The sequence below is a fragment of the Salirhabdus sp. Marseille-P4669 genome, assembly GCF_900240405.1.
Taxonomy (GTDB): Bacteria; Bacillota; Bacilli; order Bacillales; family Alkalibacillaceae; genus OEQK01.
This window is the reverse complement of record NZ_OEQK01000005.1, coordinates 213,381-231,983: the sequence shown is the minus strand read 5'-3', so window position 1 is coordinate 231,983 and position 18,603 is coordinate 213,381. Positions and strand designations below refer to the sequence as shown.

Sequence of the window (18,603 nt, the reverse complement as noted above, 5' to 3'; positions counted from 1 at the left end):
AAAAGAAGAAGCACTTGAATCCAATTATTCAAGCGCTTCTTCTTTTAGTCTAATTTCGTTAGCATTTCTTCAAGTATTTTAATTACCTGTTCTTCCTTTCCTTTTGCATCATACAGTATTTCAATGGCGCGTTTCGCTTCTAACGGATCATTTGGGTTTCCACCTTGTGGGAAAGGAAACATACGAACTAGTTGATTCAAGTGTTCTGCTATTTCTCCATACTTTTGACTAGTCTGCTTAGCTAAGTGTCGTACATCGTCGTTTATACTTTCTTTATGAGATATATCTTCAAAAAACAAAGCAGCAAATTTACGAGCGTCATGTACCACAGCTGCATTATAAGCATTTCCAAAGTCACTCACTTTCTGCTTTTGGAAAGCATGGATCCAAGCTTCATAGCCTTTAATTCCATTTTCAAACGGTGGATTTGGAAATTCGTGCTCACGATTATAGGCGTGATCTACTGCCAGCTCAAGTGCCCCTTTTAACATTTCTGTTTCGGTAACCTCCAATTGTTTGTCAATCGTCAACACAAACAGCTCGTGTATTTCTCCTCTACCAAGCTTTTCATATTGCAGATGACCATCCGCTTTTGGATCTTTTGCCATAAATACTTTTTTATCATCATCATACCCATAAATATTACCGAACTCTGGAATAAACATATCCCAAGCTACTGCAGGAATTCCTTTATCAATACTATCCTGAACGAGTGATATTGCTTTTGTTAATTCCTCTGGAGTCGGGGGAATAAAATCCTTTGTACGGATAGCTTTACAAGTAAACCCTAAATTCATTAGTCCTTTCGTGAAGAATTTTTCCCAGTCATAGGCAGTAGGACCAGCTACATCTACAGTATCAGCATGAATATTAATACGGAATGCATGACCTGTATACCCCATTACTTCTACTAGGGAAAGCTTTTCCTTTACATATACACATGCACCATATAATGCAGTTGCTGCCGATGACCAGGATTCTGTCATTACGCTTTTTCCCATTTCATATTCACTCCTAATTTAAAGTAATTTTGAATGATCCAAAACTCGTTTTGTAGGAAGACCTTTCTCTTTTCTTGTCTTCACATATTCCCCAATACAAATACGAATCCTTTCCATACGAATTTTGTTTTTTGATCGAGAGAGTAGGTTATACACATTGCTAACCTTCGTTTGAAACATGTTCGCAATTTCTGTCGGTGATAATTGCTCAAAGAAATACCCTTCAAAAATACGACGTTCTTTTTCTGTAAGACACTGTAGCATTAACGTAATTCCTTTGATTGTTTCTTTACGAATCACTTGATCGATTGGATTAGTGGATGGAGTGGTATCAACCGTTTTGGTTAAGTGAAACAGAATGTGATCTATATTTGACCAATCCAGTTGCTTTTGTCTAGGTGAAAGAGATGAAAAAGGCTCTTCTTTACCAAAGTGACCACCGCGTCTTAGCTTCATATAGCCTTGGTTTGCTACTATTCGGTAAAACCAGGCATTAAATTTTTCTGAGTCAACTAAGCTGTGAATTTGAAGAAACGCATTTAACAAAGCGTCCTGCACAATGTCCTCTGCTAAAAAAGGGTCTTTCGTCCATTTCTGTGCCCATCGACAAGCTTTGGCACGATGTCGTCGAATTAGTTCTCCAAAAGCATCCTTATCATTTCGCTTCGCTCGCTCCACTAATTCTTTTTCCATTAATGCTTCATTTTCAATTTCAGAATCCAATCCACTAATCAATGGAGTTCCTCCTTCCTTGTTCGTCGTCATATGTATAGATGCCAGAAGTTATTAATATCTATCATAAATCCAAATATTTTTTCTGATTTTTAAAACATCCCTTTTTAGCGTAATTCATGAAATAATATTTGTAAATTTAAAAATAAACTGACAAAATAGAAATAGATAGGAAATGGGGATAAAAGTATCAAAATAATATATAGTCGTACAATAGAAAAGGTTGATAGATAATGGAATTAAAAAGTGTTTTAAGAAAGCTTAATAAAGAAGAAATCATTACGTTAGAAGCGATAAAGTTAGACGAACTGATTAAATGCATGTTAGAGGATAATTGAAGCGAGCCTAGCCAACTTACATAAACAATTTTTTTCACATAAAATGGAATGAAGATAAATAATCTCACTAAATCTAGTAACCAAGAAAATAAAAGAAAGTCGAGGGCGTTCTATGAATATTCCAAAGCATATCATTTCTGCGGCTACGATTGTACGAAATGATAAAAATGAACTTTTGTTAATAAAAGGACCTAGGCGTGGATGGGAAATGCCAGGAGGTCAAGTTGAAGAAGGGGAATCTCTGGAGGCTGCGGCTATTCGGGAAACAAAGGAAGAAACTGGAATTGACGTTGAGATCATTAAATTTTGTGGCGTTTTTCAAAATGTCGACAAAAGCATTTGCAATACCTTGTTTTTAGCAAAACCTATTGGAGGTCAGTTTAAAACAAGTGAGGAAAGTCTTGAAGTAGGCTTCTTTTCAATTGAAAAAGCTTTGAAAATGGTTACATGGAAAAACTTTAGAGAGCGGATTGAATATTGTTTGAACGAGGATGATCATCCATTTTATGTTCCATTTTAAACAGAATAAAATCTCCCATATCTTTTTTATGGGAGATTTATTATCCAATTATGTAAATATATTTAATTTCTGTATTCGGTTTACAGCTTCATCTAATCGAGATTCATCATCCAATAATCCAACTCGTATATATCCTTCACCACATTCTCCAAACCCATTACCAGGAGCGGTTGCGACGTGTGCTTTTTCTAAAAGTAATGTGGAAAACGCTTCTGAAGTATACCCAGAGGGAACAGGTAACCATACAAAGAAGGTCCCCTTAGAAGGGTTAACCTTCCATCCAATGTTATTTAATTTTTGTATAAATCGATCTCGTCTTTGCTCGTAAATTTTGGCTAGCTTATGAGCCGATTCTTGACTGCCAGTTAAAGCTTTCGCTGCAGCATATTGAATCCCACCAAATAAGCTACAATGCATATGATCTTGAATTAGATTTAAGCTCTCTATTACGGAAGGATTCCCAACAGCAAACGCAATTCTCCAGCCCGCCATATTATAAGTTTTGGACAGTGTGTAAAATTCGACACCGACATCCTTCGCTCCTTCTGATTGCAAAAAGCTTTGAGGTTTCTGACCGTCAAACCCTAATGCTCCGTATGCAAAGTCATGTACGATACAAATATTATATTTTTTTGCTAAGGCAACAGTTTCATCAAAAAAATCTTTCGTAGCGATTGCGGAGGTTGGGTTGTTAGGGTAATTTAAAAACATTAATTTAGCTCGTTGTAAATCCTTCTCATGAAGCTTGGAATAATCAGGGAGAAAATCGTTTTCTTCGAGCAGTGGCATAAATGAAGTATCGGCGTTAGCTAATGCGATTCCAGACATGTAATCTGGATAGCCTGGATCTGGTAATAACGCTAAATCACCAGCATTTAAAAGGCATTGGCTAACCTCTACTAAGCCAACCTTAGCTCCGAACATAATCGCAACTTCTGTTTCTGGGTTAATATGTACGCCGTATTCGCTTTGATAAAATTCGGCTATTGCATTTTTTAAAAACGGAAATCCTCTGAAGGGTGAATATTTATGAAAAGTGGGATTAAGACTAGCTTCCTGTAATTCTTTTATAATATGTGGAGGTGTTGGTAAATCTGGATTACCTTGACCTAAATTAATGATATCGTGACCTTGATTGGTCAAAACTTGAACATTTTGTACTAATTTTGCAAAAAACTGTTCTGGTAATCTCTTTAATGCAGCAGATTGATCGAATATTTTCATAACATTCACACTCCCCAAACTGTTTTAAATAAACTGTTATTAATGATAGCTAGGAATATCTCTTTTGTAAAGACCATAAATTTTCTTGACAACTAAAATTAGCGGTGTCATAATCTTCAGTAAAATTAAATGAAGTTATCTCTTATTAAGAGTAGGTGGAGGGAATGGCCCTATGAAACCCGGCAACCGGTGCTTTTTTGCATACGGTGCTAATTCCTGCAGCATTTGTTGCAAAATAAGAGGAAAAAGTAACCAAAACCTTTTCCTCCATGGAAAAGGTTTTTTTAAAGGGGGAGAATTACATTTGGATTCCATTTCTATTCAAGGTGCACCCAGTTATTATCAATGTGAAGTTGGGGTATTAGACCAATTACCTACCAAAATAATAGAACAAGGATTTAAAAAAGGACTTTTCCTTCACGGTAACCAATCGTTACAAGCTGCCAATCCTTATTTACCAGATTTTCCTTTAGCTATGAAGAAAGTATTATATAAAGGAGAATGTACGCAAGAGGAAGTGAATCGAATTGTTAAGAAAATCGTTCAAGAAGAGACGGATTTTATTCTCGGTGTTGGTGGCGGAAAGGTTCTAGATATAGCCAAAGCAGCTGGCCATTTATCCGATATTCCAGTTATCTTAATTCCTACACTGGCCTCAAACTGTGCTCCTTGGACACCATTAAGTGTCTTTTATGATGAAAATCGTAATTTTACTGAATATATCGTTTATCCAAAAAGCACCTTCATGGTATTAGTAGAGCCTAGAATTTTACTCGAAGCACCTATCAAGTTTATTCAAGCAGGAATTGGAGATACTTTAGCGAAATGGTATGAAGCAGATGTTTTAAGTAGAAGTATGAAGAACAAACCTCTTGCGATTCAAATCGCTCTTCATGCCGCGACCCTATGTAAAGAGGTATTAGTAAAGGAAAGCGTGAGGGCACTTCAAGCTGTAGAAAATAAGATGGTATCCTCATCCTTTATAAACGTTATAGAAACTATTATTATGGCTGGGGGAATGGTAGGAGGCTTTGGTGGAAAATATGGAAGGATTGCAGGTGCACATTCGATCCATAATGGACTTACTACATTGCCAGAAACCCATCGAATTTTACATGGAAATAAAGTGGCTTATGGTATATTAGTACAACTAGCTTTGGAAAATAGATTTGATGAAATATCAAATTTGGTTTCTTTATTCCAAGACCTTCAATTTCCACTGTGTTTAGCTGATTTAGGTATAAAGAAGAATGTGAAGCAAGTCGTGAAACAAGTTGCAATAAGGGCAACTAGAGAAGAGGAATCGATACACTTAATGGGTATTTCTACACCTAACCTAGTAGAAGAGGCAATGCTCAATTTAGAAGAGTTTATGATTCGTGTTAGGATTACAAATTAAAGAGGTGTTTCTTGTGAATATGAATATAGCGTTGGTTCAAATGGATATTGCTTTTGGAAATCCTGAAGAAAACTATGAACAAGTGAAAAGTAAAGTGAAAGAAGCGGCAAAACATAGTAGCGTAGTTGTACTTCCAGAGCTTTGGACAACAGGCTATGATTTAGAGCGTTTAGATGAGATCGCGGATTTAAATGGGGAAAAGTCATTCGCTTTCCTATCCAAACTAGCGAAACAAAATGACGTACATATTATTGCTGGATCCATAGCAAAAAGGGTGAACAACAAGGTTACGAATACATTGTTGGTCGTTAATCGACATGGTGTGCTACTGAATGAATATAGCAAAGCCCATTTATTTCGATTAATGGATGAGGAAAAATATTTAACAGAAGGAAACGATTTAGGAACATTTCGTTTAGAGGGAACCCCTAGTGCAGGTGTTATTTGTTACGATATTCGCTTTCCGGAGTGGATTCGTACCCATATGTTAAACGAAACGAAAATATTATTTGTCGTGGCAGAATGGCCAAAACCTAGGATTGATCATTGGCGAGCTTTACTAATTAGTCGAGCCATTGAAAATCAGTGTTTTGTTGTAGCCTGCAATCGTGTAGGAGCGGACCCAAATAATCTATTTGGTGGCCATTCTATTGTTATCGGACCATGGGGTGAGGTAATAAAGGAAGCAGGAGAAGAAGAGACTATTTTATATGCATCAATTGATTTAAAAGAAGTTGATAAAGTAAGAAGTACGATACCGATATTTGCAGATAGAAGACCGGAAATTTACAAAATATAAAAAGGTTTAGTTAAAATAAGTTTGTACGTTTTTAAGAAATTCTATTTTAGATTGAAGTTTTATCGTTAGGTATCTTTTTATTTTATAAGAGTATCGTAGTAGTATTTAGCAATGTTAAGCGTTGAAACGGGGATATAACATGAACATTAATGAAATCATTGTCATCATTGTTGCACTATTTTTTTGTTTAGGAGCATTGGATCGATTAATAGGGAATAAATTCGGTTTCGGGGAGCGTTTTACTGAAGGAATCATGACAATGGGTACTCTGACTCTAGCAATGGTTGGGATTATTTCACTTGCACCAGTGCTTGCTTCCCTTTTAACGCCAATAGTCACACCAATCTATCAATTTATCGGAGCAGATCCCTCCTCCTTTGCGAATACGCTCTTAGCACTTGATATGGGAGGATATGCTTTAGCAACCGAAATGTCGAATACAAAAGAGGGAGAGCTTTTTTCTTGGGTTTTTCTAGGAACGATGATGGGGCCTACTATTGTGTTTACAATCCCCGTTGCTCTCGGAATCATTCGAAAAACAGATCACCCTTTCTTCGCTCAAGGTATTCTAATTGGCTTAATTACAGTACCATTTGGATGTTTTATTGGTGGATTCGTAGCTGGTTTCGATTTCGACCTAATTATTACGAATTTAATTTTTCCTATAATCATTTCCATTTTAATTGGCATTGGTTTAATAACGAACTTGGAAAAAATGATTGCCGGATTTTCGATATTCGGAAAACTAGTAGAAATTGTTGCGATTATTGGTTTAATTGCGATTACAGTAGAAACAATGACTGGTTATGTAGTCATTCCTAATCTGACTCCATTAACGGAGGGGGTACAAATTGTAGGTACCATCGCTCTATTTTTAGCTGGTGCTTTTCCAATGGTAAAATTCATACAACTGATTATGAGAAAAGCTCTTGCAGTATTGGGGAGTAAATTAGGTATAAATGAAACTTCAACAGTAGGGTTGATCTCTTCTTTAGCCCACAATATACCGATGTTTACCATCTTAAAAGATATGGATGATCGGGGAAAAGTGATCAATGTTGCTTTTGCTGTAAGTGGTGCCTTCGTGTTTGGTGGACACTTAGGCTTCGTTGCAGGGATTGAGAAGGAAATCGTCTTTGCCATGATCGTAGGAAAATTAGCCGGAGGCATTAGTGCTATTATCGTAGCTATGGTTGTATTGAATAAAGATAAGAAAAGGAGAAAAGCATGAACCAAAAAATGTATATTGTTCGCCACTGTAAAGCAGAAGGGCAATCACCAGATGCAAGCTTAACAGAGGAGGGATTTCTGCAAGCGATTCGTTTATCAGAATTCTTAAAAGAGAAAAAGATAGATCGCATTATCTCAAGTCCTTTTTTACGCGCCCAGCAGACCGCTCAACCTTTAAGTGAAGAAAAAAAGCTACCTATTGAATTGGATAGTAGATTATCAGAACGCGTTTTAACTATTGAAAATGCTCTAGATTGGATGGAAAAGCTAGAAACAACTTTTCTTGATTTTGATCGAGCTTTTAAAGGTGGAGAGTCAAGCCGAGAAGCTCAAAAACGAATTGTAGATGTAGTCAACGAGCTAATACGTAGCTCGAGTAAGGAAATTGTGCTTGTAACGCACGGTAATTTAATGGCATTGTTATTAAATTATTATGACCAGCAATTTGGATTTGAAAAATGGAAAGGATTAACGAACCCGGATGTATATTGCCTACAAGTTTCCAAAAATAACAGCACTTTAGAAAGAATATGGGGGGATAAATAAAATTGAAATCGGATTTTTCCGATTTTTTCTTATTTGGTTATTGAATATTTATTTATATAAATGTATAATTATCCAAAATTGATTGAAGGGGAGTGAAGATGCTTGAAAGTTGGTATCGTTGGTGCAAATGGTTATAGCGGAATCGAGCTCATTCGGTTTCTTCTTAATCATCGATTTGTAACAATTGAAGTAATCATTGCAAACTCCAATAGTGGCAAAAACATTGCAAACTTATTTCCACATTTAACAAACATCTTAGAAGAGGAATTAGAGCAATTGACAATCGATACGGTAGTGAAGCGAGTAGACCTATTATTTTTTGCCACTCCTTCTGGTGTAAGTAAGGATTGGATTCCCCAATTTATCAATAGAGGGATTAAATGCATTGATCTTTCTGGAGACTTTCGCTTAAAAGAGGCAGATGCTTATAAGGAGTGGTATCAATTTGAACACAGTAGTCCATCTTTTTTACAAGAAGCTACGTATGGGCTAGTGGATATTTTCAAGGAAAAAATAAAGAACGCCGTGCTCATTGCAAACCCTGGTTGTTATGCAACTGCTATATTGTTGGGTTTAATTCCATGTGTAGAAAACAGTCTAATAGACCCGAATACCATTGTAATAGATGGGAAGTCAGGAGTTTCAGGAGCTGGTAGAAAGGCATCACTGGCTACTCAATTCTCTGAGGTTAATGAAAATGTGAAAGCATATAAAGTTGGAAAACATCAACATATCCCAGAAGTAGAGCAAGTACTGTCGGAAATAAGCGGCAATCCGATAAACATTAGCTTTACCACTCATCTGATTCCAATGACTAGAGGCATTATGTGTACCATTTATGTAAATCGGAAAAACAGGATTACGACAAAACAATTATTAGATGTATATGAGGAATATTATGAAGCTTCGTCGTCTATCCGAATTAGACCTGAGGGGAATTTTCCGACAACTAAAGAAGTGTATGGATCTAATTATTGTGATATTGGCTTGTATGTCGATGAAAGAACAAACAGATTAACCATCGTTAGTGTGATTGATAATGTTGTAAAGGGAGCAGCAGGTCAAGCGATTCAAAATATGAATCTGTTAAACAACTGGGATATGGATGAAGGAATTCGTAATATCCCTATTTATCCATAAGAAAGGGTGCGTAGGATGAGTGTCTTTTATGAAGTAGCAAGTGAACAGCAGCTTCATATTTTAACAGAAGGAAATGTAACAACACCGCAAGGATTTTCTGCAGGAGGTCTTCACTGTGGTATTAAAAGAAAACGCAAAGACTTGGGATGGATCTATTCAGAAGTTCCTGCAGTAGCGGCTGGAGTTTATACAACAAACCACTTTCAAGCTGCACCACTAGAGGTGACACAGGATAGTATTGCGAAGGAAGGTAAACTTCAAGCTATATTAGTGAACTCAGGTAAAGCAAATGCATTTACAGGTCCAAAAGGAATAGAGGATGCCTATGAAATGCGTAATGTATTTTCTGAAACAATCGGCTTAAAAAATCATTATACTGCCGTAGTCTCCACTGGAGTCATTGGGGAATTACTCCCTATGGAAAAAATAAAGAATGGAATTAAATATATTTCTACCAATCTATTAAATAAGTCAGCAGATGATTTTGAAAAGTCGATTCTTACAACAGATACATTTACCAAAAATGTTGCAGTCGAGCTTACAATTGACGGTAAATTGATATGTATTGGGGGAGCAGCAAAGGGATCGGGTATGATTCATCCAAATATGGCGACAATGCTTGGCTTTATCACTACGGACGCACATATAAATCATGAAGCGTTACAGTTAGCGCTTCAACAGGTTACCAATAAAACATTTAATTGTATTTCAGTCGATGGTGATTCTAGTACAAATGATATGGTGCTTGTTATGGCAAACGGTTTAGCTGCAAATCAACTTTTAACAGCTGATCATAAAGATTGGAATGCATTTGTGGATGCTCTACAATTTGTTTGTGAATGCTTAGCTAAGCAAATTGCAAGAGATGGAGAAGGAGCTACAAAGCTAGTCGAGGTAGAGGTAAAAGGAGTAGAATCCGATGACGCCGCAAGGAAAATTGCCAAAACGATTATCTCTTCTAACCTTGTAAAGACAGCTATTTATGGAGAAGATCCAAACTGGGGTCGTATTGTTTGTGCTGTCGGTTACAGCGACATCGCTTTAGATCCGAATGTCGTTTCCATAGCAATCGGAAATACGTATGTTTTAAAAAATGGCGTTCCGAAAGCTTTTAATGAGCCAGAAGCTAAGAGAGAATTAGAGAAAGAGCACATAAAAATTTTAGTAGAATGTAATCAAGGAGAGGGTCAAGGTCGTGCATGGGGCTGTGATCTTTCCTATGACTATGTTCGAATTAATGCTTCTTACCGAACTTAGGATGGTGAATTCATGAAATACCTTATTATAAAATTTGGTGGTAGTATCTTCGAAGATTTACCGAAATCCTTTTACGATGAAGTCGTTCAATTGCATCACTCGGATGACTGGCAGCCGATAATTGTTCACGGAGGTGGACCACTTATAACAGAATATCTCCGAAAATTAAATATTGAAACCACTTTTTTTGATGGAATGAGGAAAACGACTTCGGAAGTATTAGATGTTGTGGAAATGGTTTTAAGCGGAATTGTCAACAAGAAAATTGTACGTCTCTTAAACAGTTATGGTGGTCGGGCAGTAGGAATAAGTGGAATTGATGGAGACTTGTTACAATCTACCCGCACTACAAATAATAAGCTTGGTCTTGTTGGTAATGTGCAAAATGTTAATACTGGACTATTAAAAAATTTGATTGAAGAAAAGTATATACCTGTGATATCCCCGATTGGAATTGACGAAACAGGTGCTCGATTAAATATTAATGGGGATATGGCAGCTGCAGCGATTGCGAAGCATCTTGGTGGGGCTCTCTGTTTTGTAAGTAACATACCTGGTATCTATGTAAACAAAAACGGTAGAAGTACGGTACTTAACGTGCTAACCAAGATCGAAGCATACAGATTTATAAAAACTGGTGATATTAAACAAGGGATGGTTCCAAAGGTTCAGGCTGCTTTGGATGCACTTCGTTTCCAAGTATCTGATGTTGTCATTTTAAGTGGCGTAGAAAAAGGAAATTTAACTTCATTCTGTAGCGGTAAACAAGTTGGTACTCGGATTGTACTTAAAGAGGCTTGTAGTTAGGGTAAACCTTTAGCCTCTTTATAAATTTTTATTATACACAAATCGTTCGTTTAGGTTTCGTTAAAATAGAATGATACTACCTGTAACATACTACTTTAGTGAAAGGAGGTAGTTGTTATGGGTCGAGATAGACAAGAGAAGAAATTAAGAAAGTCGAGAAGAGTAGAATCTGATCGTGATCAAGGTCTTGATAACGCGGGTGCAACTAAATTGCAAAGCAGTGAACAATCGAAAAAGCGAAATAAAGGGTAGCAAGAAGACGTCATCTATGATGGCGTCTTTTTGTATTGTTATGAGTTTCTGAATAATCATTCTCTTTTAACTGCTGTTACGATAAAATATTACTATAATTGCTTAACATTCAAGGTAAGAACATACTATATGTTTCACCTATTAGTAGGAGGGTATCAATTGACAGTTCGAGACGATCGTAATCAAATTGTCGTAGCAACAAAAGGAGTTATTTTACATAAAGGAAAAATACTCGTTGTCCAACGTGCACCCGAAGATGTTGGCGGAGGAACCTGGGAATGTCCTGGAGGTAAATTAGATTTTGGAGAAGATATAGAAGAAGGACTAATCCGGGAAATTTCAGAGGAAGTTGGTCTCAACGTTTCAGTGGAAAAGCTGCTTTTTGCTAATTCCTTCAAAACCAATCCTGCTAGACAAATTGTAATGCTCAGCTATTTATGTAGTACAGATAACGATAACGTAATATTATCGAATGAACACATGGACTATAAATGGGCAACCAAAAACGAGTTACTTTCTATATTACCTTCTACTATTATTAGAGATTTTAAGAAATACAACATTTTTAGTCTACAAGAATTAATATAATTATGATTTTCACAAGATCGAGAATGTAAAATCTGTCTATAGAGAGCACAAAATGACAGGAGCAACCCGTTATTACTTGGTATTCTTGATTGGAAGGAGAACAATGGTGAATGGAATTAAACAAATAAATGAATGTATACGGTTTATCGAAGAGCACTTAGAGAAAAAACTAGAGATTCAAGAAATTGCGGATTTGTTTGGTACGTCAAAATTTCACTTTCAACGAATGTTTCTCATGATCACAGGATACACAGTTGCAGAATATATTCGCAATCGTAGACTAACGATGGCAGCACAAGAATTAAATACAACAAAGCAAAAGGTAATCGATGTTGCCTATAAATACGGATACGAAACACCGGAATCCTTTGCAAAAGCATTTCGTAATTTCCATGGAATTACACCAACGGAATCGAAAAAACCAGACACCATTCTTAAGGCTTTTCCACCTTTGTTCTTTACAATTGAAGTGAAGGGTGAACAACAGATGGATTATAAGATTTTGGAAAAAGAAGCTTTCCAGGTAGTCGGAAAAAGTATTAACGTAACAAAAAAGGATGGCGAAAATTTAGAAAAAATACCTGCTTATTGGACAGAAATAAATACAAGTGAGACTGGGAAAACATTAGCACGTCATGCTAGTACCTTAGGTATGTTAGGTATTTGCATGGATTTTACAATGGATTTAGAAGCATTTACTTACTTTATCGGGATCGAAAAGGGTAAGGATCAAATCGACATAGAATTAGAGGAAAGAACCATTCCTGCTTCAACTTGGGCTGTTTTTAATGTAGAAGGATCGATGCCTAACGCGATACAAAAAGCATGGCAGACGATTTTTACAGAATGGTTACCTGCAACTGGATATGAGCACGCTGGGACACCTGAAATGGAAGTATATCCTCCATCAGAATTAGACGTTAAAAATGAAAAGTACCGAACCGAAATTTGGTTACCGATTCGGAAAAGGGGATGATGATATGGATCCTTTTCAGGTAGATGTTTTGCAATTTAGAGCGAGTAGCTATGATATTGGATTCCAGATAGGAAAACACCTCAAAAACAGTCCTAAATTATCCATTTTTAAACAGATAGCAAAGGACAATATTAACGTTAAAGAAATGGAAGCAATACTACGAGGCTTTTCTCCTAATCTAGTAGAAGAATTAAAGGGCATTGCTGATGGAATGAATGTACCATACGAAAAAGCGTGCGCCTTATTTAGTGGATATGACGTGCCAAAAACAGAGGCTATGGGCTGTACTTCCTTTGCAACAAAAGAATTTTATGTACGAAACTATGATTTTTCTCCTATACTTTATGACGGCATATTTACGTTTAGTCAACCTGCTACTTCCTTTGCTTCAGCGGGTTTCAACTTACAGTTATTAGGTCGACATGATGGAGTGAATGAAAAGGGTTTAGTAGCAGGACTGCATTTTGTTAGTAATAATGGCTATCGTAAGGGAATCCAATCGTGGGTTGCAGTACGTATGATACTTGAAACATGTAGTAATGTAAAGGAAGCGATCAATATGTTAAAGGAGGTTCCGCATGCAGCTTGTTATAACTTTTCGTTAAGTGATTCTAATGGACAGATGGTAGTTGTGGAAGCCTCTCCAGAACAAGTCACAATACGAAATGGAGAACAACATTTATCTTGTGAAAATCACTTTAAAACGGAACAAATGCGTAACTATAATCGCAAAAGCATGAACAATTCCATAAAAAGAGATGCTTATTTTCAATCAAACAACTTTATTCATTACTCCCAGCAGATGATGTTTGATCATTTTCGAAATCCAAATTCGCCGCTATTTTTCACAGAATATGAACAGCTTTTTGGAACGCTGCATACTTTTTCTTATCGATTTCAAGATAGTAGATTGTTGATTTCGGTTGCGCGAAGCGATGAAATCTTAAATCTTAAGATGGATGAATGGGTAAATGGAAAGAATGTAGTAATCAAGTCATTAAACGGTGTTATCAAACCATCTTTATTTAAAATTAAATAATCTAGTAACTCTATTCAAGCCTGAACTTAGCGGTAGTAATTTTTACTAGTAATCACTTTCATTTAAGCAAATCTTGTAACTGCTGAACATGGCCCTCGTCGGCATTCAGTATGTCTTTCACGAGGGCAAGGCTTTCTTCATCTAAGTCACCTCTTACAAGGTCTTTCGAAACCTTAATACCTCTGTTTTCACCAGCAATAGCATCCTTTAAGATTGCCGAAATGCCATCTGTACCTTTCATTTTTTCCAACATTTCAACCATTTTTCCTTTCATTCCAACGTCATCAACTGGTTTGCCACCAACATTTTGTATTCTTTCCGCTACAATCTGAGCGTGTTTTTTATGTTCTTGTTGAATCTGTTGGAAAACTTCTTTTATCTTTTGGTCTTTTATACGATAAATATACTGATCATAAGCATGAATCGCCATATAATTTCCTTCTAAAAAATGATTTAACTCTTTTATAACTTCATTCAATATGTACACCTTCTATTGTTAAAATTCATATCTATATCCAATAAATGATCTTGCTTTTAAATAAGAGCCAATAATCTTGGACAATAAGATTCTTGACTCTTCATTTATTGCCGTATTATCTTTGTTCTCCATGCTTAATAAACATTTGTTCATCCTCAACAAGTCCACAAACTCCGCATTGTACTTTGTATGCAGGTCCTCTATACGGAACATGAAGTACATCTAAATTATCTTGTGTATATTGTTCAATAACTTCCCCTGTTTGGGAATCCATTTTAACGGATGTTGGGACTTGCTCAATTAGGTTAAAGCGAGAACGGTTCGTTTTGCAATTCGGACAACGATAAGGACTTGGCATATTATACACCTCCATTTTTACTATGAGCCGTTTCCGTCATAATATACAAGAATTTTAAGAAAGGGGAGAGAGTTAAATAAATATTGAGAAATAATAGAATAAACTTGCAATTAAAACATTTTTAAAACTTATTTACTTTCTGTGAAGTAAGGATTAAACTATCTCCTGTAAGTGAAAAGGGGGAGGAAATAACATGAAAAAACTACTAAGCTTACTAGGAATCTCTCTAGTATTGTTTTTAGCTGCATGTGGTGATTCTGAAGACGCTTCAGATAAAACAAATGCATCTGATGAAACAGCAACAGAAGAAAATACAGAAGATACAAAAGCTCTAAGCTCTGCACTATTAAAAAATCATATCGCAGTAGCAAATACAGTTCGTAATCAATATGCAACCGTAAATGCATACATTGCTGAAACTGCGAATGAAGAGGCTGATGCCGAAGCTTTAGAAACGTTAAAAGCAGATGCTTTAACTGCAGCAGACGAAGCAATTGCCGCTTTAGATTCTTATGAGTTAACGGAAGCAGATAGCTTTACAGAAGAAGCAAAAACAACTTATGAAGAAGCGGTTTCAGAAGTGAAAGGTGCTTTTGAAGCATATAAAGAAGCTATTGAAAGTGACGCTACAGACTTCAATGCAGCAGATGAAAAAATTGCAGCATACACAGAAAAAGCTACAACACTTTTTGAAGAAGCTGGCTTAAGCAGTACGCCTGACCTAGCAACTGAACTTCAATAGTTTAATACAAAAATAAGCTTGGAATGATCCAAGCTTATTTTTTATTCTACTGTTAAGCTTTTCGCTAGATTTCGAGGTCGATCCACATTATACCCACGAACGGTACCAGCATAATATGCTAATAATTGTAGTGGTATTGCAGCAACAATTGGCATTAAGTAAGGATGTGCTTCAGGAATATATAATACTTGATCCACAACTTCTCCCACAGCATCATCTCCCACAGTAGTTACGCCAACTACAAATGCTTCTCTCGTTTTTAATTCTCGTATATTGCTCACAAGTTTTCCTCTAAGATGGGCTTGAGTGGCAAGTGCGATAACAGGTACCCCAGGGGTTATTAAAGCCATTGTTCCGTGTTTGACTTCACCAGCTGCGTAAGCATCAGCGTGTAGGTAAGCTACTTCTTGAAGTTTTAATGCCCCTTCCAATGCAAGCACATAGTCTAAACCTCGACCGATTAAAAATAGGTGATCTTGATCATTTGTTACTTGGGCAAAAGAATCAATCGCATCCTGCGTCATAATTAGGGTTTGTTCTACAACATCAGGTAATTGCACTAAAGCATCAAGAAGTTCTGTATAATCATAAGCGTTCGTTTTATCCGAATGTTGACTTAAAAAGATTGTCAACAAAATCAATGAAGTAATTTGAGATGTATACGCTTTGGTAGCAGCTACAGCTAATTCCGGTCCTGCATTTGTTAATAGCATATAATCTGCTATTCGGGCAATATTACTTCGTTTTTTATTCGTAATTGCAATCGTAACGCAATCATTCCGTTTTGCTTCTTTCAGTGCAGATAATGAATCTGCAGTTTCTCCTGATTGACTCAATACAATGACTAAGTTCCGATTTGATAAATGACCATGCTCATTGCTGAATTCTGAGGAAATATGCACTTCAACAGGAATCCGGAATAATTGCTCCATTACTTTTTTTCCTACCATACCAGAATGATAAGATGTTCCGTTGCCAACAATATCAATCTTTTCAAAGTGGTGAAACTCATACTGGTTAAGTAAAGGTTCTAATTCAGCTATCCTTACATGGGAGTTTTTGATTTTTCCTTCTAATGTTTTCTTGATTGTTTTTGGCTGTTCCATAATTTCTTTCAACATGAAGTAATCATATTCATGAAGGTCTATTTCTTCTTGGTCCCATTCAATAAGAACCTTTTTCGGATGGATTGGTTCACCATCCAACGTTTCAATTGTTATCCTTTCAGACGTTAACATTGCTATTTCATTATTTTTAATTGGATAAATTTCTTTTGTATATGGTAGCAATGCTGATATGTCAGAGGCTAAAAATCCTTCCTTTAATCCAAAGCCGACTATTAATGGATTTTCTTGTGATATCGCAATAATCGTATTAGGATATGTACTACACATAATGGCTAAAGCAAACGATCCCTTTAGTAACGGTAATACTTGTCGTACCGTATCTAAATAGTTACCTGTATCATATTTCGCTAGCAAATGTGGAATTACTTCTGTATCTGTATCAGTTTGAAAATCTACACCGTCAGCTACAAGTCCTTTTCGTAATTCACGATAATTTTCAATAATCCCGTTATGCACAACAAAATATTTTCCGTTCGTATCAGATAATGGATGCGAATTGGTGACAGAAGGAGTACCGTGTGAAGCCCAACGTGTATGACCAATTCCAAGGTTTCCTTTTAAAATTGGATCTAGCTGTAAGGAAGCTTCTAAATCTTGAATCTGACCTTTTTCTCGTCGAACTTCGATAGTCTTTTCATTGGAAACGGCAATTCCTGCAGAATCATATCCACGATACTCTAAATTTTTTAATCCGTGTATTAATATTTCTTGTGAGGAACGATTTCCTACATACCCGACAATTCCGCTCAAATCCACACCTCCAAATTCTCCTCGTTTCTTCTATTATAGATGAAATACCATTTTAAGGGAATGTACAATTATACATAGATACATCGTGGTTGTACTTTTGAAAAAACTTCACTTACAATAAATAAAAATCCCTATTCAAGATTAATTTTGTTAAATGTATTACAATAGTAGTGGACGTCAAATGAGAAGGATGTGGTACATATGTCTAAAGAGGATATTTTTAAATTAACTTCTTTAACGGCTAAAGGTGGCTGAGGATGTAAAATTGGTCCTGAAGACCTGGCGCAAGTTTTGCGTCATATACCAAAAAATGAACCTAACCCAAACCTTTTGGTCGGTTTAGATACTTCTGATGATGCAGGTGTATATAAATTAAACAATGAGACTGCGCTTGTACAGACATTAGATTATTTTACCCCTATAGTGGATGATCCTTATATGTTTGGTCAAATCGCTGCTGCAAATGCATTAAGTGACGTTTATGCTATGGGTGGAGAACCGATAACAGTAATGAACATTGTCGGATTCCCAATTAACAAATTAGATAAAAACATTTTAGCGCAAATTTTGGCTGGGTCATCTGATAAAGTTAGAGAATCGGGTGCTGTGTTAGTTGGGGGACACTCGATAGATGATCAAGAACCGAAATTCGGTCTTTCTGTAACAGGGATTGTTCATCCTGACAAAATTCGTGCGAATATAGGTGCAAAGCCAAAGGACCGGTTACTATTAACAAAACCAATAGGTGTTGGCATATTAACGACTGCGATTAAAAGAGATTTAATAGAACAAGAGGACCTTAACCGCGTAATGGAGGTAATGGCAACACTTAATAAAACCGCGGCAGAAATCATGAATAACTATACAATTCATGCAAGTACAGATATTACTGGTTTTGGTTTATTAGGCCATACTTACGAAATGGCTAGTGGAAGTAATGTCGGTATTACCATTTATCAAAATAAAGTTCCCGTTTTACCGAAAACGAAACAATTAGCTTTAGATGGTGTCATACCAGGTGGATCTAGGAAAAATCATAAATGGCTTAATGATAACATTGAATACGCTGAATATATTGACGAAATTGACCAAATTATCTTGTGTGATGCTGTAACTTCTGGTGGTCTTTTAATTGCTGTTCCTGAAGAGCAGGCAGAGTCACTAAATGATGCTCTTCGTTCAAACGGAGTCGAATCAGCAATCATTGGTGAAGTTACGGATGACTTTTCTGGAAAAATATATGTAAAATAGATAAAAAGGCCAGATAAAAGGCCTTTTTTATCTAGATTGAGGTGTACGA

The 18,603-nt window shown here is 36.3% G+C and carries 20 protein-coding genes and 1 riboswitch; of the genes, 14 read left to right on the top strand and 6 right to left on the bottom strand.

What is annotated here, in order from left to right; translation table 11 throughout:
* Positions 1-44: 44 nt before the first annotated feature.
* A complete protein-coding gene (locus C1A05_RS11605) occupies positions 45-1,001 on the bottom strand; it encodes a hypothetical protein (protein ID WP_102028400.1) in 957 nt (318 codons plus the stop codon).
* 18 nt (positions 1,002-1,019) lie between these two features.
* The gene (locus tag C1A05_RS11600; protein ID WP_159462062.1) at positions 1,020-1,736 is read right to left on the bottom strand and encodes an RNA polymerase sigma factor; all 717 of its coding nucleotides are present in this window, start codon (positions 1,734-1,736) and stop codon (positions 1,020-1,022) included.
* 447 nt (positions 1,737-2,183) lie between these two features.
* Between C1A05_RS11600 and C1A05_RS11595 the strand changes: the two genes are divergently transcribed.
* On the top strand, positions 2,184-2,591 hold the full coding sequence (locus C1A05_RS11595; RefSeq protein WP_102028398.1) for an NUDIX hydrolase: 408 nt from the start codon (positions 2,184-2,186) through the stop codon (positions 2,589-2,591).
* Positions 2,592-2,639: 48 nt separating this feature from the next.
* On the opposite strand, the gene C1A05_RS11590 is transcribed toward C1A05_RS11595, so the two are convergent.
* A complete protein-coding gene (locus C1A05_RS11590) occupies positions 2,640-3,815 on the bottom strand; it encodes a pyridoxal phosphate-dependent aminotransferase (protein ID WP_102028397.1) in 1,176 nt (391 codons plus the stop codon).
* 139 nt (positions 3,816-3,954) lie between these two features.
* Positions 3,955-4,057: riboswitch (SAM riboswitch) on the top strand.
* Positions 4,058-4,119: 62 nt separating this feature from the next.
* On the opposite strand from C1A05_RS11590, the gene C1A05_RS11585 reads away from it, so the two are divergent.
* From C1A05_RS11585 to C1A05_RS11535, 11 genes are all read left to right on the top strand, one after another.
* The gene (locus C1A05_RS11585) at positions 4,120-5,214 is read left to right on the top strand and encodes an iron-containing alcohol dehydrogenase family protein (RefSeq protein WP_102028479.1); all 1,095 of its coding nucleotides are present in this window, start codon (positions 4,120-4,122) and stop codon (positions 5,212-5,214) included.
* A 19-nt stretch (positions 5,215-5,233) separates the two neighbouring features.
* Positions 5,234-6,013, top strand: coding sequence for a carbon-nitrogen family hydrolase (locus tag C1A05_RS11580; RefSeq protein WP_102028478.1), 780 nt, complete (start codon positions 5,234-5,236; stop codon positions 6,011-6,013).
* A gap of 139 nt (positions 6,014-6,152) precedes the next feature.
* Entirely contained in the window at positions 6,153-7,244 is a 1,092-nt protein-coding gene (gene eutH / locus C1A05_RS11575; RefSeq protein WP_102028396.1) for an ethanolamine utilization protein EutH, read from the top strand.
* A complete protein-coding gene (locus C1A05_RS11570) occupies positions 7,241-7,789 on the top strand; it encodes a histidine phosphatase family protein (protein WP_102028395.1) in 549 nt (182 codons plus the stop codon). The genes eutH and C1A05_RS11570 overlap by 4 nt, the downstream gene beginning before the upstream one ends.
* A 102-nt stretch (positions 7,790-7,891) precedes the next feature.
* Positions 7,892-8,929, top strand: coding sequence for an N-acetyl-gamma-glutamyl-phosphate reductase (argC, locus tag C1A05_RS11565; protein ID WP_102028394.1), 1,038 nt, complete (start codon positions 7,892-7,894; stop codon positions 8,927-8,929).
* Positions 8,930-8,944: 15 nt separating this feature from the next.
* Entirely contained in the window at positions 8,945-10,186 is a 1,242-nt protein-coding gene (gene argJ / locus C1A05_RS11560) for a bifunctional ornithine acetyltransferase/N-acetylglutamate synthase (protein WP_102028393.1), read from the top strand.
* A 12-nt stretch (positions 10,187-10,198) separates the two neighbouring features.
* Positions 10,199-10,993, top strand: coding sequence for an acetylglutamate kinase (argB, locus tag C1A05_RS11555; protein ID WP_102028392.1), 795 nt, complete (start codon positions 10,199-10,201; stop codon positions 10,991-10,993).
* A gap of 117 nt (positions 10,994-11,110) precedes the next feature.
* Complete coding sequence (locus C1A05_RS11550; protein ID WP_102028391.1) at positions 11,111-11,245, top strand: YpzI family protein; 135 nt, start codon at positions 11,111-11,113, stop codon at positions 11,243-11,245.
* Between the two features lie 159 nt (positions 11,246-11,404).
* Positions 11,405-11,833, top strand: coding sequence for an NUDIX hydrolase (locus C1A05_RS11545; RefSeq protein WP_234998486.1), 429 nt, complete (start codon positions 11,405-11,407; stop codon positions 11,831-11,833).
* Between the two features lie 106 nt (positions 11,834-11,939).
* Positions 11,940-12,809 (top strand): AraC family transcriptional regulator, encoded by an 870-nt coding sequence (locus C1A05_RS11540; RefSeq protein WP_234998485.1) that lies wholly within the window; start codon positions 11,940-11,942, stop codon positions 12,807-12,809.
* A 4-nt stretch (positions 12,810-12,813) separates the two neighbouring features.
* A complete protein-coding gene (locus C1A05_RS11535; protein WP_102028388.1) occupies positions 12,814-13,848 on the top strand; it encodes a C45 family autoproteolytic acyltransferase/hydolase in 1,035 nt (344 codons plus the stop codon).
* 58 nt (positions 13,849-13,906) lie between these two features.
* On the opposite strand, the gene C1A05_RS11530 is transcribed toward C1A05_RS11535, so the two are convergent.
* Together C1A05_RS11530 and C1A05_RS11525 are read right to left on the bottom strand one after the other, a co-directional pair.
* Complete coding sequence (locus tag C1A05_RS11530) at positions 13,907-14,326, bottom strand: ferritin-like domain-containing protein (RefSeq protein WP_102028387.1); 420 nt, start codon at positions 14,324-14,326, stop codon at positions 13,907-13,909.
* 115 nt (positions 14,327-14,441) lie between these two features.
* A complete protein-coding gene (locus C1A05_RS11525) occupies positions 14,442-14,684 on the bottom strand; it encodes a DNA alkylation repair protein (protein WP_102028386.1) in 243 nt (80 codons plus the stop codon).
* Between the two features lie 193 nt (positions 14,685-14,877).
* Between C1A05_RS11525 and C1A05_RS11520 the strand changes: the two genes are divergently transcribed.
* Positions 14,878-15,426 carry a hypothetical protein gene (locus C1A05_RS11520; protein ID WP_102028385.1) on the top strand — a complete coding sequence of 183 codons (549 nt, stop codon included), beginning with the start codon at positions 14,878-14,880 and terminating at the stop codon, positions 15,424-15,426.
* A 41-nt stretch (positions 15,427-15,467) separates the two neighbouring features.
* Here C1A05_RS11520 and glmS read toward each other — a convergent pair whose 3' ends face one another.
* Positions 15,468-17,309, bottom strand: a complete 1,842-nt coding sequence (gene glmS, locus C1A05_RS11515; RefSeq protein WP_234998484.1) for a glutamine--fructose-6-phosphate transaminase (isomerizing) — start codon at positions 17,307-17,309, stop codon at positions 15,468-15,470.
* A 195-nt stretch (positions 17,310-17,504) separates the two neighbouring features.
* On the opposite strand from glmS, the gene selD reads away from it, so the two are divergent.
* A complete protein-coding gene (selD, locus tag C1A05_RS11510; protein WP_102028383.1) occupies positions 17,505-18,554 on the top strand; it encodes a selenide, water dikinase SelD in 1,050 nt (349 codons plus the stop codon).
* The last annotated feature ends 49 nt before the right edge of the window (positions 18,555-18,603 follow it).

Excerpts from the sequence above, each read along its gene's own strand:
- argJ (WP_102028393.1), top strand. The coding sequence starts at position 8,945 with ATGAGTGTCTTTTATGAAGTAGCAAGTGAACAGCAGCTTCATATTTTA.
- C1A05_RS11570 (WP_102028395.1), top strand. The coding sequence starts at position 7,241 with ATGAACCAAAAAATGTATATTGTTCGCCACTGTAAAGCAGAAGGGCAA.
- C1A05_RS11590 (WP_102028397.1), bottom strand. The coding sequence starts at position 3,815 with ATGAAAATATTCGATCAATCTGCTGCATTAAAGAGATTACCAGAACAG.
- C1A05_RS11520 (WP_102028385.1), top strand. The coding sequence starts at position 14,878 with ATGAAAAAACTACTAAGCTTACTAGGAATCTCTCTAGTATTGTTTTTA.
- C1A05_RS11580 (WP_102028478.1), top strand. The coding sequence starts at position 5,234 with ATGAATATAGCGTTGGTTCAAATGGATATTGCTTTTGGAAATCCTGAA.
- eutH (WP_102028396.1), top strand. The coding sequence starts at position 6,153 with ATGAACATTAATGAAATCATTGTCATCATTGTTGCACTATTTTTTTGT.
- C1A05_RS11525 (WP_102028386.1), bottom strand. The coding sequence starts at position 14,684 with ATGCCAAGTCCTTATCGTTGTCCGAATTGCAAAACGAACCGTTCTCGC.
- C1A05_RS11595 (WP_102028398.1), top strand. The coding sequence starts at position 2,184 with ATGAATATTCCAAAGCATATCATTTCTGCGGCTACGATTGTACGAAAT.
- C1A05_RS11550 (WP_102028391.1), top strand. The coding sequence starts at position 11,111 with ATGGGTCGAGATAGACAAGAGAAGAAATTAAGAAAGTCGAGAAGAGTA.
- argB (WP_102028392.1), top strand. The coding sequence starts at position 10,199 with ATGAAATACCTTATTATAAAATTTGGTGGTAGTATCTTCGAAGATTTA.
- C1A05_RS11605 (WP_102028400.1), bottom strand. The coding sequence starts at position 1,001 with ATGGGAAAAAGCGTAATGACAGAATCCTGGTCATCGGCAGCAACTGCA.
- C1A05_RS11535 (WP_102028388.1), top strand. The coding sequence starts at position 12,814 with ATGGATCCTTTTCAGGTAGATGTTTTGCAATTTAGAGCGAGTAGCTAT.